This is a genomic window from Agarivorans sp. QJM3NY_33 (assembly GCF_050870865.2).
GTDB lineage: Bacteria > Pseudomonadota > Gammaproteobacteria > Enterobacterales > Celerinatantimonadaceae > Agarivorans.
This window is the reverse complement of record NZ_CP194039.2, coordinates 3004605-3018194: the sequence shown is the minus strand read 5'-3', so window position 1 is coordinate 3018194 and position 13590 is coordinate 3004605. Positions and strand designations below refer to the sequence as shown.

At 44.0% G+C, this 13590-nt stretch carries 11 protein-coding genes; 9 read left to right on the top strand and 2 right to left on the bottom strand.

Going from position 1 to position 13590, the window contains the following annotated elements; translation table 11 throughout:
- Positions 1 to 32: 32 nt before the first annotated feature.
- The 5 genes from ACRRSY_RS13545 (at position 33) to ACRRSY_RS13525 (ending at position 5602) form a co-directional block, all read left to right on the top strand.
- Entirely contained in the window at positions 33 to 1037 is a 1005-nt protein-coding gene (locus ACRRSY_RS13545; protein WP_432452680.1) for a glycosyltransferase family 2 protein, read from the top strand.
- Positions 1037 to 2002 carry a glycosyltransferase family 2 protein gene (locus ACRRSY_RS13540; RefSeq protein WP_432452681.1) on the top strand — a complete coding sequence of 322 codons (966 nt, stop codon included), beginning with the start codon at positions 1037 to 1039 and terminating at the stop codon, positions 2000 to 2002. Before ACRRSY_RS13545 ends, ACRRSY_RS13540 begins: the two co-directional genes overlap by 1 nt.
- Positions 1989 to 3407 carry a lipopolysaccharide biosynthesis protein gene (locus ACRRSY_RS13535; protein WP_432463409.1) on the top strand — a complete coding sequence of 473 codons (1419 nt, stop codon included), beginning with the start codon at positions 1989 to 1991 and terminating at the stop codon, positions 3405 to 3407. Before ACRRSY_RS13540 ends, ACRRSY_RS13535 begins: the two co-directional genes overlap by 14 nt.
- A 291-nt stretch (positions 3408 to 3698) precedes the next feature.
- Positions 3699 to 4424 (top strand): acyltransferase, encoded by a 726-nt coding sequence (locus tag ACRRSY_RS13530; protein WP_432459606.1) that lies wholly within the window; start codon positions 3699 to 3701, stop codon positions 4422 to 4424.
- Positions 4421 to 5602, top strand: a complete 1182-nt coding sequence (locus tag ACRRSY_RS13525) for a glycosyltransferase (protein WP_432459605.1) — start codon at positions 4421 to 4423, stop codon at positions 5600 to 5602. The genes ACRRSY_RS13530 and ACRRSY_RS13525 overlap by 4 nt, the downstream gene beginning before the upstream one ends.
- Before the next feature lie 40 nt (positions 5603 to 5642).
- Here the strand turns inward: ACRRSY_RS13525 and ACRRSY_RS13520 are convergent, their stop codons facing one another.
- Positions 5643 to 6227, bottom strand: coding sequence for a hypothetical protein (locus tag ACRRSY_RS13520; RefSeq protein ID WP_432463408.1), 585 nt, complete (start codon positions 6225 to 6227; stop codon positions 5643 to 5645).
- Between the two features lie 141 nt (positions 6228 to 6368).
- On the opposite strand from ACRRSY_RS13520, the gene ACRRSY_RS13515 reads away from it, so the two are divergent.
- Positions 6369 to 6710 (top strand): YajD family HNH nuclease, encoded by a 342-nt coding sequence (locus ACRRSY_RS13515; RefSeq protein ID WP_432452686.1) that lies wholly within the window; start codon positions 6369 to 6371, stop codon positions 6708 to 6710.
- Between the two features lie 581 nt (positions 6711 to 7291).
- Entirely contained in the window at positions 7292 to 9376 is a 2085-nt protein-coding gene (fusA, locus tag ACRRSY_RS13510; protein ID WP_432463406.1) for an elongation factor G, read from the top strand.
- A gap of 331 nt (positions 9377 to 9707) precedes the next feature.
- On the opposite strand, the gene ACRRSY_RS13505 is transcribed toward fusA, so the two are convergent.
- Positions 9708 to 10076 carry an RNA-binding S4 domain-containing protein gene (locus ACRRSY_RS13505; RefSeq protein WP_432463405.1) on the bottom strand — a complete coding sequence of 123 codons (369 nt, stop codon included), beginning with the start codon at positions 10074 to 10076 and terminating at the stop codon, positions 9708 to 9710.
- Between the two features lie 152 nt (positions 10077 to 10228).
- Between ACRRSY_RS13505 and ACRRSY_RS13500 the strand changes: the two genes are divergently transcribed.
- Complete coding sequence (locus tag ACRRSY_RS13500; protein WP_432463404.1) at positions 10229 to 11170, top strand: alpha/beta fold hydrolase; 942 nt, start codon at positions 10229 to 10231, stop codon at positions 11168 to 11170.
- Between the two features lie 349 nt (positions 11171 to 11519).
- Positions 11520 to 13574, top strand: coding sequence for a TonB-dependent receptor plug domain-containing protein (locus tag ACRRSY_RS13495; RefSeq protein WP_432463403.1), 2055 nt, complete (start codon positions 11520 to 11522; stop codon positions 13572 to 13574).
- Positions 13575 to 13590: the final 16 nt, after the last annotated feature.

The following is a 13590-nucleotide window of genomic DNA, read 5'->3' as shown; positions in this document are numbered from 1 at the left end:
CAAGGTGGCGCTGCGGTAAAGAGGATAGGCTTATGTATAACGTATCGATTATTGTCCCTGTCTATAAATCAGAACAATACTTGGCGACCTGTCTTAGCTCGTTAGCCAACCAAAGCTTGGCGCACATTGAGGTAATAGTGGTTATCGATGGCTCGCCAGATAACTGTGCCGCGATTGCTGGTGAATTTTGCTTAGCGTATCCAGAACGCTTTCGAAAGATTGTATTAGAGCAAAATGTGGGGGTATCGATGGCGCGAAATATTGCCATGCAATCAGCCCAAGGTGAATTCATTGGTTTTGTCGATAGCGACGACTATGTTGAGGCCAATATGTTTGAACTGATGTTCTGTAAGGCTTTGCAAAGTCAGGCTGATGTGGTCAGTTGCCAGATGCGCAGCTTTGAGGTGAATGATAACCACACCTTTTACCAGCTATTACCGACCCAAGAATATTATGACGATACCTATGTCACTAATAAGTTATTTCGACGAGCTTACCTTGTTTCAAAACAGATTAACTTTTATAGCAATGTAATTTTTGAAGATGAGCCCTTCGCATATACCGCGCGCTTTGCCACTGAGCATATCGCTCAGGTGAAGCAAGCACTCTATAACTATCGGATGAGTCCTCAAGGCTTGTGCCGAGGTGATAACCATGGCCGTTTTAACCTTTATGATAAGCAGTTGATGTTGGCTAGATTTCTAGCCGACATGGAGCGGCGTGGGGCGATAGCCGGCCACGCAGAGGATTTGCTGCGTTGCTTAGCCAACCATGCCCTCAGTGCCTTGTACTATAAGATATCGGCGATCGACCTGGTGGGATTTTTCAGTTTTATTGACCATTTGGTAGAGAAGTACAAGCTGCTGAGTTTGTGTATTTCGATACCGCAAGATTACAAAGTGAGTCGTTATTTAAAATTTCGAGGCTCTGCTTTGAGGATTGCTTTGCTGAGTTACTGGGTGAAAAGTCGCGAAGCAAAACAGCACTTTGTCGATAGCTTACAACTTGCGCAATTTATGCCTCAGGGAGTGAAATAATGCCAGTACTTACCAGCTCTGCGCCGATGGTATCGGTGATTGTTCCGGTGTTTAATACCGAAGCTTATTTGTGGCAATGTTTAAATAGTTTAAGTGAACAAATCCTCCAATCTATAGAAGTGATAGTGGTGATTGACGCCTCACCTGACGATTCCTATCAGTTGGTTCGAAAGTTTAGTGCGCAAAGTTCATTGGCGATCACCTTGCTTAATTTAAAAAGCAATGTTGGATTGGCACAAGCAAGAAATATTGGGATCAAACATGCCCAAGGTCGTTATTTGGCTTTTGTCGATAGCGATGACTTTGTTGCCAAAGCAATGTATGCAGATTTATTACAGCAGGCTTTGGCTCAGGATGCAGACTGGGTGAGCTGTGGTTTTACTAAGTTTTCTGAGCAACATGTAGAGCAGTACCAGCATCGTGAAATTATTGAAAATACTTCAGTGTGCAATAAGCTATTTAAGCGTCAGTTTGTATTACAACACGCGCTTGAATTTCCGGTAGGAGAGTGGTTTGAAGATGAAATATTTTCTTATATGGCGGAAATATTAGCCACCAAGGTGTGTCATGTTGAGCAGCCTCATTACCACTATCGACATAACCCTCAAGGGATCTGCCGCAAGCCGGGTGCCGATAAACAAAGGTTGCACGCGCGAATGTGCTCCATTGCTGATTTTATGCAGCGGATCGAACTGGCCAACTTAACTACGGTGGCTGCGCCGCTCTGTTTACAAATGCTCTGTCGGCATGCTTTTTTACAGCTGCGCACCGACGTGAGTTGGAGTGATTTGCTGTGTTACTGGCGCTTCACCCGCCATTTGATCGATAAATACCGCTTGATGAACGCCTTTGAGCCAATGGCTAAAGATTATTTTGTTGCCAGTTATATCAAATGGCATAAGCGAGAATGGGCTTTGTGGTTGTTGCGTCTTCGAGCGGGGAAGGCCAACTATGCTGTGGAATAAATTGCTTGCGCTGAAACAGTCCACTCAAGAAATGGGCATCTATGGCTTATTGATGTTGTTACAAAAGGGAGCTGGTCTGATGATGTTACCAGTGACTACCCATTATTTGAGCTTGGCTGAGTATGGTTTGTTAGAGAGCTTAGTGGTGATTTTTTCCTTATGCTCCTTGTTGGAAATTAGCGCTGGTGCATTGCCTCGTTTTTACCCAGATTGCGAGGATGATGCTGGTCGTCAACGTTTGTTGTCGTCGTCAGTACTACTCAGCCTCTGTTATGGCTTGGTATTAGCCTGTTTAACCGTGAGCCTGCTGGCTCATCTACCCTTTGCTATTTTTGATACACTCGTTACGGCGCAGTGGTGTTTGATTGCAGCAGTCATTACCTTTTCTATTGGACTGCAGCCTCTGATGATTTGGTTGCGTATTGAAATGCGCGCCGTGAGCTACTTTTATTTAGTTATTTGCCAAACGGCTGCACAAGTGCTGATCACCTTCTGGGGATTGAAACACGGTTGGGGAATCGATTCGGTGCTCATCGCCAGTGCTTGCGCTAATGCTTTGGGTTTAGCGATTGGGCTAGGCTGCTGTCGAGCGCAGCTCAAACTGAAATTAGACTTTTTTTTGGTGAAACAAACCCTAACTTATCAAGTGTGTTTAATTGGTGCGTCGTTATCACTGTTTGTGATGCATGGCCTAGATCGCTTATTACTGGCCGAGTGGCTAGGGAGTGAGACCTTAGCCCGTTATGCGATTATGATTAAAGTGGTGGAGGCCACCGCACTCGGGTTTGGTATTGTAGAAAGTTGGTGGTTACCCCGTCGTTTTAAGGTTTTAAAGAAACAAAATGGGCCGCAACAAGTATTACAAATTCATCAGCGCTTGCTATTGATTATTTTCAGCTTGCTATTATTAGCCATGATTTTTGCTCCACCGCTGTTACCCTGGGTTTTACCCAGCGATTATTTGCAGGGACTGATTTGGTTGCCGTTAATGCTGCTGGCGTTGGGTTTTAAACTTGCGACCTCGGTGACCGATATCGGATGTTATTTACCGAATAGTCCGGTTTGGTTACCACGCATTAATGCATTAGCCGCGGTGTTTGCCTTGGTTCTGTATTATTGTTTGATCCCTCGTTGGGGAGTATGGGGTCTAGTGGTTGCTAGCAATTTGGTGTTTGCCGCGCGATTCATCCTGTTCACTTGGGTCAGTTTACGCTTACAGCCGCTCGCTTATCCCTTAGCTCGTTTATTGTTTAGCTTTATACCTCCTTTAGTTGTATTCGTGTTATTGCCATTTGTCGCGGGCTCACTATGGTTTTACCTGTTACCTCATTTGGCCTTATTCTGGTTATTTGTGGCCAGTACCCGTCTAATAAGCCTACGTGCAAGGACTTTGGTTTGTGATTAGAAGCTCTTGACCTCTTGTGGCTGATGTTCGTTATTGAATTCTACATTTTTATCGCCTGAGCGCGTTTTGCTGATGGTTTGCAAGCTTGGGCTTGGGATGAGCGAGATCTCGCTGGTTTGTGCACCCATCCGCCTAATTCCGCGGGTCTTTAAAGGAGGATTTTCATTTTGCAAAAATCACTAGAATAATCATATAAGCATCTGTATCTAAAGGTTTTATTTTTTTGGCATGGTAGCTGCAACAACCATCTATAGAAACGCAAAATGCAATATTGCCGATGGGGAAAACAGCATGACAACGACTTATATACAACGCACCAAGCTTTGGCTCAAGCAAGGAGAATCGCCAGTTGCGAGGCTGCTATTTCGAGTCTTAAAGGCTTTCCGTTTATTTCAATTGCCTAAAGTGCCATTGCTATTTAGCGGTTTATATCGTCTGCATACCAGCTTAAGCGCGCTGTTGCAGGCTTGTGTTCGAGTGTGTTGGTGGACACCACTATTTAGAAGTAAAACGCAGGGGCCGTCTCAAGCGCTGTATCTATATGGCGGAATGCCGCTGCTCAGTGAAGGTTTGCAGGTGAGTTTGGGCAATCATTGTCGGATCTCGGGAGCCAGCACCTTTAGTGGGCGTTGCACTGCAGGACAAACGCCGCAACTCATCATTGCTAACAATGTGGATGTGGGATGGCAAACCACCATTGCGGTTGGAAGAGTTGTGAGCTTGGGTAATAACGTGCGGATCGCTGGACGTTGTTTTATCGCGGGCTATCCGGGCCATCCGCTTAATGCTAAAAAGCGGGCTCAGGGTTTGGCTGAAGAGGCCAGTCAAGTTGGCGACGTGATCTTGGAAGATGATGTTTGGCTCGCCACTGGTGTTTCGGTCATGGCGGGGGTGAGTATTGGCCGCGGTACCGTGGTTGCAGCAGGGAGTGTGGTGACCAAGAGTTTGCCAGCGAATGTGCTTGCGGCAGGGGTACCTGCCAAAGTGATTAAATCATTAGAGGAGTACTCATCATGAAACGCGACCTTATTGTATTTGGTGAAGACTGGCAGCGTCATCCAAGCAGCAGTCAGCATGTGATCACGGAGCTGGCCAAAGACCATCGTATTTTGTGGATTAATTCTATTGGTTTACGTCGCCCTCGTTTAAGCTGGCGAGATCTAAAACGATTGTTCGAGAAGGCTAAATCGATGCTGGGGAATCGTTATTCTCAGCATCAGGGCCAGCTTGGCAAGGCTGCAACGGGGGTCGTTAAACCGTCCAACATTCATGTGATGTCGCCAATTGCTTTTCCAGCGCCTCGTTCAACTTTGTTTCGTTGGATTAACCGCTGTTTATTAAAGGCGCAGGTCGCTCGGCAAGTGAGGCGGATCGGGATCAAGCATCCCGACCTTTGGCTGGCCCTGCCCACTGCCGTCGATCTCTTAGGTCACTTAAATGAGCAGCAAGTTATTTATTATTGTGGCGATGACTTTAGCGCCTTAGCTGGGGTTGACCATCAGCATGTGAGTCGCTGCGAACAACAGTTAGTCGCTAAAGCGGATCATGTATTGGTGGCTAGCGAAATGCTCAGAGCCAAATTTTCAAAAGACGCTAAGTTTGCTGCAAAAACGAGAATGCTGGCCCACGGCGTGGATTATCAATTATTTGTACATCCATCCAACCCTGCACCCGCGCTCGTTAAAGAAGCGCGCCCAGTTGCCGGATTTTATGGCAGTATCGCAGCTTGGTTAGATATACAGCTGATTGTAAAAGTTGCCAAGGCCCTACCACAGTGGCGTTTCATCTTTATTGGCGATGTGCAAACCGATATATCGGCCTTTAAAGCGCTCCCCAATATTGAAGTGCATGCAGCGGTGCCACATGAGCAGTTGCCATGTTATGTCCAGCATTGGCAGGTTTCTTGGTTACCCTTTCGCAACTGTAAGCAAATTGCTGCTTGTGATCCGCTTAAATTGCGTGAATATTTAGCGGCGGGTCGGCCGATAGTGAGTACGCCTTTCCCGGCACTTAAGCCCTACTTGGGGATGGTGACTCAAGCGAAGGAGGTCCATCAAATTGTGCGAGCACTGGAAGATAGCTTACAAACGCCAATGGCTTTGCAGCGCCGACGTACCTCTTTTCAGCGGATGTATGTACGCTCCGAGAGTTGGTATGAAAGAGCTCAGCAGGTGAATCAGTTATTGTCCTGTTAAATTGCTAAAACTGAGTAGAAGCAGCCTGGCTTTGAGCTTGTTAAACGAATCCAATACCTGACTGCTTATTGCTGATTTTGTGGGGGGAGTTGATGTTTAGTCGAGACGTAAACGCTGGGGTCGCAATAAACTCTCCGCCACAAGCTGGGTGGATAAGTCCAGTCGCAATGGCTGGCTCATCATGGTGAAGCCAATAATGCTTTGTAATATTGATTGACGAAGAGATTGTGTTGAGATCTAAAGATCCACAATTTTCACATTTAGCTCGATAGGCGTGTTGTTTTGACATGTCCAGTTCGGCGGCTAGGGTGAGTAGCATTTCAACACGGTTTCTTCTGGTTTGACGTAACTTCCTATTAAAGAGACGTTGCCAATAATTGGTCTTTAGCGTTTGTTCTAAGATAGAGACTTGCTGCACCAGGCTCGCCATGTCTTCAACGATGGCATCAATATCTCGAAACTTTTCGGCGTTTACTAAATGATTGCACTGTTGGCACCAGCCTAGGGTTTTTCGCAGAGGTATCGCTAAACCATGATGTAAATAAACTCGCCAAGCATTGACTTCCTTTGAGTGGGTGCAGCAATCACAGCGATTACATTGAATACGAGTTACAGCGAATGGCATTGAGCCTCCTAATTTATTGATATTTTTAATTGTGGTTTAAGTTTTGAATTTTGGGAATAGCGATAAGCTATTAATTCGCGACTTTGTTTGTTCGAGGCTGGGGATTGCTATAATATTTTCAAAAAACGCTGGAGAGAGAAAATGGCCAATATTCCAAATAATTATGCGAAGCTAGAACAGGGTTATCGAGAGAAAGCACTGAAATTGTTCCCATGGGTCTGTGGACGATGTGCACGCGAATTTCCTTATTCAAATTTACGAGAGCTCACCGTTCACCATATCGATCATGATCATACTCATAATCCCAACGATGGCTCAAATTGGGAGTTGTTATGTTTATATTGCCATGACCATGAGCATTCTAAATACACTGAAGCCGCACAATACGGTTCTAGCGTGGAAGCGGGCAGTGATCTAAAACAGGATTTGGCGACCAGTAATCCTTTCGCGAGTTTAAAGGCCATGATGGACCAGAAAAAGTAGCGCTAAGGCGAATTGAATGCTCAGATCTGTTCATTCCGAATTTAACTAGCAATGGCTTCCAACTAAATTTGAGATAATTCGTCGCGCTGAATGAAGCCCTAAGGGCCTGCTTAGCGTTAACTTTTCGGATCATAATCGGTGCTTGCTTGGTCAGCTTAGCTTGATAAAAATTTTATATAGAATGTTGAGATAAGAATTTTGAATTGCATTTGATTGTAAAGTGCTTCTAATGCGCATTATTGCTGGTTTAACGGTGTTATATATCACCATAAGCCTCTTGGTTTGCCCTTCAAGTTGAGGTATTGCTAGGTTAGATAACAAATTTGCGTTGGCTATAAGGGCGGCTATGCTCAGTATTGGGCAGCGGAGAGTTAAACATTACGAAAATAGGCTAAATACGGTATTTAAGGGGGCGAAAATGATAGTTCTGGAGTCATTTGTCGCTTTAAGGCTTAATTTGTCAGTTTTTTTTTAAGAAATTTCGCAATAAATCGCTCAAATACAGTTCACCCTCTCGCCTTGTGCGACAGTAGTGGTATACTCCCCGCCGAATTTGAAAAACAATTGATTAGAGTTGAACAATGGCTGATTTATCAAAATATAGAAATATTGGTATCTTTGCTCACGTTGATGCGGGTAAAACTACCACAACTGAGCGTATCCTAAAACTAACTGGCCAGATCCACAAAACTGGTGAAGTGCATGATGGTGAATCTACCACTGACTTCATGGAACAGGAAGCTGAGCGTGGTATTACCATTCAGTCTGCTGCAGTAAGTTGTTTCTGGAACGATCACCGCTTCAACGTTATTGACACTCCTGGACACGTTGACTTCACCGTTGAAGTATACCGTTCACTTAAAGTGCTTGATGGCGGTATCGGTGTATTCTGTGGTTCTGGTGGGGTAGAACCTCAGTCAGAAACTAACTGGCGTTATGCGAACGAATCTGAAGTTGCACGTATTATTTTCGTGAACAAACTAGACCGTATGGGTGCTGACTTCTACCGTGTTGTTAAGCAAACTCAAGACGTACTTGCGGCGAACCCGTTAGTCATGGTTTTACCGATCGGTATTGAAGATGACTTTACTGGTGTTGTTGACCTACTGAGCCGTAAAGCTTACATCTGGGATGACACTGGTCTTCCAGAAAACTACGAAATCACTGATATTCCAGAAGACATGCTTGAGAAAGTTGAAGAATATCGTGAAATGTTAGTTGAAACTGCGGTTGAGCAAGATGACGATCTAATGGAAGCTTACATGGAAGGTGAAGAGCCGACTATTGAGCAACTGAAGATGTGTATCCGCAAGGGTACGCGTACCATGGACTTCTTCCCAACTTACTGTGGTTCCGCTTTCAAAAACAAAGGTATTCAGTTAGTTCTTGATGCGGTTGTTGATTACTTACCATCTCCAACAGAAGTTGATCCTCAACCTTTGATGGACGAAGAAGGCGAAGAAACTGGCAATCACGCAATTGTTTCGGCTGATGAAACCTTTAAAGCTTTGGCATTCAAAATTATGGATGACCGTTTTGGTGCATTAACCTTCGTGCGTATTTACTCAGGTAAATTAAACAAAGGCGACACCATCCTTAACTCGTTCACTGGTAAAACTGAACGTGTTGGTCGTATGGTTGAAATGCAAGCCGATGACCGTAATGAGCTTACTTCAGCTCAAGCTGGTGATATTATCGCCATCGTGGGAATGAAAAATGTTCAAACGGGTCATACCTTATGTGATCCTAAAGACCCATGTACTTTAGAGCCTATGGTATTCCCAGTTCCTGTGATTTCGATTGCGGTTGCACCGAAAGATAAAGGTTCAACTGAGAAAATGGGTATTGCTATCGGTAAAATGGTTGCTGAAGATCCATCGTTCCAAGTTGAAACTGACGAAGATTCAGGTGAGACCATCCTTAAAGGTATGGGTGAACTTCACTTAGATATTAAAGTTGATATCTTGAAGCGTACCTACGGTGTAGACCTATCTGTTGGTCAACCACAGGTTGCTTACCGTGAAACGATTACTCAAGCAATTGAAGATAGCTATACGCATAAGAAACAGTCTGGTGGTTCTGGTCAATTTGGTAAAATTGATTACCGTATTAAGCCTGGCGAAGTTGGTTCTGGTTTCACCTTCACCTCTTCGGTTGTTGGTGGTAACGTTCCTAAAGAATTCTGGCCTGCAGTTCAGAAAGGTTTCCAAAGCATGATGGAAACAGGCCCATTAGCTGGCTTCCCATTACTTGATATGGAAGTTGAGCTTTATGATGGTGCTTTCCACGCCGTGGATTCATCAGCAATTGCTTTTGAAATTGCAGCGAAAGGCGCTTACCGTCAATCTGTGCCAAAAGCGGGTCCTCAATTACTTGAGCCGATCATGAAAGTTGACGTATTCTCTCCAGAAGATCACGTGGGTGATGTGATTGGTGATTTGAACCGTCGTCGTGGCATGATCAAAGACCAAGAAGCGGGTGTTACTGGCGTACGGATTAAAGCAGATGTTCCTCTTGCAGAAATGTTTGGTTACATTGGTTCACTACGTACCATGACTTCTGGTCGTGGTCAGTTCTCAATGGAATTCTCGCACTATGCACCGACACCACAAAACGTGGCTGAAACTGTAATTGCTGCAGAGAAAGAGAGACAAGCTAAGAAGTAAGCTAACTTTTTAGTACTAAGCCGCTCTTAAAGAGCGGCTTTTTTTTGTCTAAGATAAATATAACGAACGACCAAATTGTTACTGTTGTAGAATACTTATCTAATAAATAATCTGTTCATTCTTGCTGGTATAAATCACCGCTAACTGCGTGATGTATTTTGTAATTAGAGCCACTCGTTACTGTGTCTGATGCTTCGTTATCGGCAGATTTATTTCGCGCAACAAGTTGTTCATATGATCAATCAGATTGGTATAACCATAAGAATTTCTGTTGGCAATGTTGCCGTATGCGCTTGCCTCACCATGCGCGCATTAATCAGCATAATCGCTTTTAGAATTTAATTGAGCGGCGGCCGGTTTTGGCACTGGTTGCAATAACTGTTTGGTTTTGCTTCGGCGGAGTTGGTGTGGTAATACTTGATTGTTGTTCTGAGGGTTTAGCTTGCTCATCACAGACCACCACTAAATATTGACCGTTAAATTCAATGATGTCTCCAGCGTAGACTTTTTTTCGTTTACGTTGCTCTAATTCACCGTTTAGTCCTACATACCCTTCAGCGATGACCATCTTCGCTTCGCCACCACCATTGACCAAATTCCCAATTTTCAATACTTTGTATAGCTCGATAGGTTGTTGGCTGATCAGGACTTCAAGGGCTTCGACTTCAATTTCTTCCGTTGGTATACGTGATTCGGTCATCTTTTATTGTCACTTAAGGGTTTTGCGTCAAAGTATGGCGATGCAAGTTGCGACGGTCAAGTGCAGTGATAAGGCGGTGTTTTGAAAGAAAACCTGAACTTAAGCTTTCTAGTTCATAGACCGATTCTTATAAATTAAAACAAGGGACTCTCGTGAAGCTAAATTTATTAGCCATATTTAGTCGATGTCGTTTATCTGTTGCGATAAATTGGCCTATTTTTTTGCTGATGAGCATTACACTGAAAGGCTGCGGTTGGATGCCCAAAGCACTGCAAACGCAGCAACAGTTTATTGATAATACGGTATTAGTCGATCCTGCCATCAAACATTATCAGCTAAAGGAAGATAACTTTAGTTTGAGTGTTCATAGTAATGGTGTCGCCCAACAGGCGGTTATGCTGTGGATCCATGGCACTCCTGGTTCGTGGGAAGATAGTGCTTATTTTATTAGCCAATCTCCTTTGCTCAGTAAAGTATTGGTGGTCAGTATTGATAGGCCGGGTTGGGGGCAGTCTCAATATTTGGATGTGGCTAAGCCGATCTCTGAGTTTTCACAGCAAGTTCATTATATTCGTCCGCTGATAAAGCAACTCAAGCAACAACACCCTGAATTGCCGCTGATTGTTGTGGGACATTCTTGGGGAGCCTCTTTGGCTCCTCTGTTAGCTAGCAGTAATGCTGAAGTCGATGGATTGTTGTTATTGGCTGGTGGTCTTAGTGCTGAACTAACTCAGCCGCGTTGGTATAATCGTTTTGCACGAAGTGGTGTTGGTCACTCGTTGTTAGGCCTTTTTGAGTTTGGTCAAGTGCTTAACCATTCGAATTTGGATATGTATGCCTTGGCAACTGGTTTACGCCATTCAGACCGCCTATTAGCGAACTTAAAAATTCCTACCATTGTGGTTCAGGGTTCTAAAGATGATTTGGTTGATCCCAAAAATGCTGATTTTGCCGAAAGTCATTTAAATCCGAAGTACAGCAAAGTACTTCGTTTAGCCGATCAGGGGCACTTGTTACAGATTGAGCAAGTGGCGCTGGTAAGCCGATGTGTGTTAGCGCTGGCAGCGCAACAATTGGAACAATGCCACTCTTAATTATTCGCCTTGGATTGTTCATCTGTTAAATAAGCTGATTATTTCGATGAATAAGATTTATTTGTGCCTCCAAGTCTGTCGCTCGCTTTCTGAGGCTTAGTTGTGAAAGGTCATGTTATGATTTCGCTCGGAAAATGAATGGTTAAGTCCTTAAAATCACCTAAAAGACGTACGGCCCTGACTTAACGGTAATTAATCACGCATATTGCTTGCTTAATTCTAGGTAGGTAAATATCATCAATTTTTTGTAAATTAAAAATTAGACTTTTGTGGGCATTTACTCTTAATGTTCTCAATAAATCGCTAAGTTGACCCTTATGGACAGTTTAAATGACTAGGAGTTGTCTCGTTGAAGTTACAGTATAGCGCATGTTATGTGCTTGGTTTGTTGACGGCCAGTGTGAGTGCTGTGGCTAATTCTCTTTCAAGTCTTGACTTAGAATCTTTAATGGACACAGACGTACAGGTGACGTCTGCAATGAAGCGCGCTCAATCAGCTTTTAGCACTGCTGCATCGATTTATGTTCTTCGCAAGCAAGATATTAGAGCCTCCGGAGCGGTTTCTGTCGCGGAATCGCTAAAGTTGGTTCCGGGGATACAAATAAGGCAGTTAGATAGTAATCAATGGGCGATTACTGCCCGTGGTGTTGCTGGCCGCTATACCAGTAAGTTATTGGTGATGGTCGATGGCCAGAGTGTTTATAATCCGATGTTCGCTGGCGTATATTGGGAAGCGTTGGATATCCCTCTGTATGATATTGAGCGCATTGAAGTTATTCGTGGTCAAGGTGGTTTATTGTGGGGAAATAACGCGGTTAATGGCGTGATTAATATCATTACCAAAAACAGTATTGATACACGAACGGCTTTGGTTCAGGTCAGTCGTGGTGATCAATTAAATTATGATGTTGATATGCGTTATGGTGACGACATTGGTAATGACGGGAGTTATCGAGTCTATGGCAGCATTCGCGATGCCGATACTTCTAAGCGTGGTTTAGATCTCACGGCGAATGATGATTCACAGCAGGGCTCCGCTGGTTTTCGCTTAGACATTGCTCCAAGTGATGATTTATCGATTTTGACTCAGTTTAGTTATACCCACACCAATATTGGACAAAATCTAAAAGCTTTGTCTCAAGAGGTGAACCAGAATACCTTTTATCAAGATCGTTTTAAACGTGATGATCTGCGCCTAATGGCTCGTTTAGAGCATCGCTTGTCGACCCGCTCTAATCAAATGTTACAGCTCTCTTGGGGACATCAAGATAGTCAGCAACTCTATTTGAATGAACATTTTAAGTCGCTCGATATTGACTACCAAATGAATTCTGCTTTTGGTGATCTGCAATTAGACTGGGGCTTGAACTATCGTAATAATGATTTGCCCTATGAAGAAAATTGGCTCATCAGTAATGATCGAGGAATAGATAATTTACGCTATTATGGAGCCTTCATTCAGGCTCAGTATGCTTTAGTGCCCAATCACTTGACGGTGATTTTTGGCAATAAATTGGAGCACAATAGCTTGACCAGTTGGGAGAATCAGCCTGCCGCTCGTTTGCTTTGGCAGCCGAGCGAGCAGCAAGTGGTTTGGGCTGCAGTTTCAAAAGCGGTACGGATCCCGTCTTTAACCGAATTCGATTCTGATTCTGCGGTGAACGGTAGTCGAGTGGCAGACTATTTTACCACTGGTATTGATGCGATTGATCAATATATGGTGCGCACTGTGCTCAATGGTAATCAATCGGTCCAACCCGAAAAGTCACGGTCTTACGAGCTAGGATATCGGTTTAGCAGACACAATTGGTCCTTTGATTTAGCTTTGTTCCACACCCAATCCAGAAATGTGATTGCAGTTACTCCGAATACTAACAGTATTGATATTGACAGTATTGCTAGTTTACTGGCTAGTGGGCAATTTGCAGAGGCGCAGCAGTTATTAACTGAGTCTCAGGTAGAGCTTGATATTGTGTCTAATGCGGATTTGAATACTAAAGGGGGAGAAGCGGTACTGTCATGGCGGCCGAATAGGCGCTTTAGAAGTGAATTTGGTTATAGTCAAATGGCATATCGTTATCGTTTGCAAGAGGGGACGAGTGAAGCGATTGGCTTTGATTCTGACAGCCGACAATTTTTTGTAAAGGCGGGTTGGCAGCTGTTTAAGCAACATTCACTGTTTGGTTTATTTCGTTCACTGTGTAGTGATGCCTATCGAACCGATAATTTTGATGCGCTGGATGTGACTTGGCATTGGCAGTTTTCCCCCCAGACTGGGTTATCTTTAAGTGGTAAAAACTTATTAGCCGGAGAGCACTTGGAATATAGAAATACTTCTGAAACATACACTCAACCACATTATATAGATAAAACAGTGGTGCTCAGATTGTCGGCTGAGTTCTAATCTAGATGGTTGCTGT

Excerpts from the sequence above, each read along its gene's own strand:
- ACRRSY_RS13545 (WP_432452680.1), top strand. The coding sequence starts at position 33 with ATGTATAACGTATCGATTATTGTCCCTGTCTATAAATCAGAACAATAC.
- ACRRSY_RS13525 (WP_432459605.1), top strand. The coding sequence starts at position 4,421 with ATGAAACGCGACCTTATTGTATTTGGTGAAGACTGGCAGCGTCATCCA.
- ACRRSY_RS13505 (WP_432463405.1), bottom strand. The coding sequence starts at position 10,076 with ATGACCGAATCACGTATACCAACGGAAGAAATTGAAGTCGAAGCCCTT.
- ACRRSY_RS13520 (WP_432463408.1), bottom strand. The coding sequence starts at position 6,227 with ATGCCATTCGCTGTAACTCGTATTCAATGTAATCGCTGTGATTGCTGC.
- ACRRSY_RS13515 (WP_432452686.1), top strand. The coding sequence starts at position 6,369 with ATGGCCAATATTCCAAATAATTATGCGAAGCTAGAACAGGGTTATCGA.
- fusA (WP_432463406.1), top strand. The coding sequence starts at position 7,292 with ATGGCTGATTTATCAAAATATAGAAATATTGGTATCTTTGCTCACGTT.
- ACRRSY_RS13540 (WP_432452681.1), top strand. The coding sequence starts at position 1,037 with ATGCCAGTACTTACCAGCTCTGCGCCGATGGTATCGGTGATTGTTCCG.
- ACRRSY_RS13535 (WP_432463409.1), top strand. The coding sequence starts at position 1,989 with ATGCTGTGGAATAAATTGCTTGCGCTGAAACAGTCCACTCAAGAAATG.
- ACRRSY_RS13530 (WP_432459606.1), top strand. The coding sequence starts at position 3,699 with ATGACAACGACTTATATACAACGCACCAAGCTTTGGCTCAAGCAAGGA.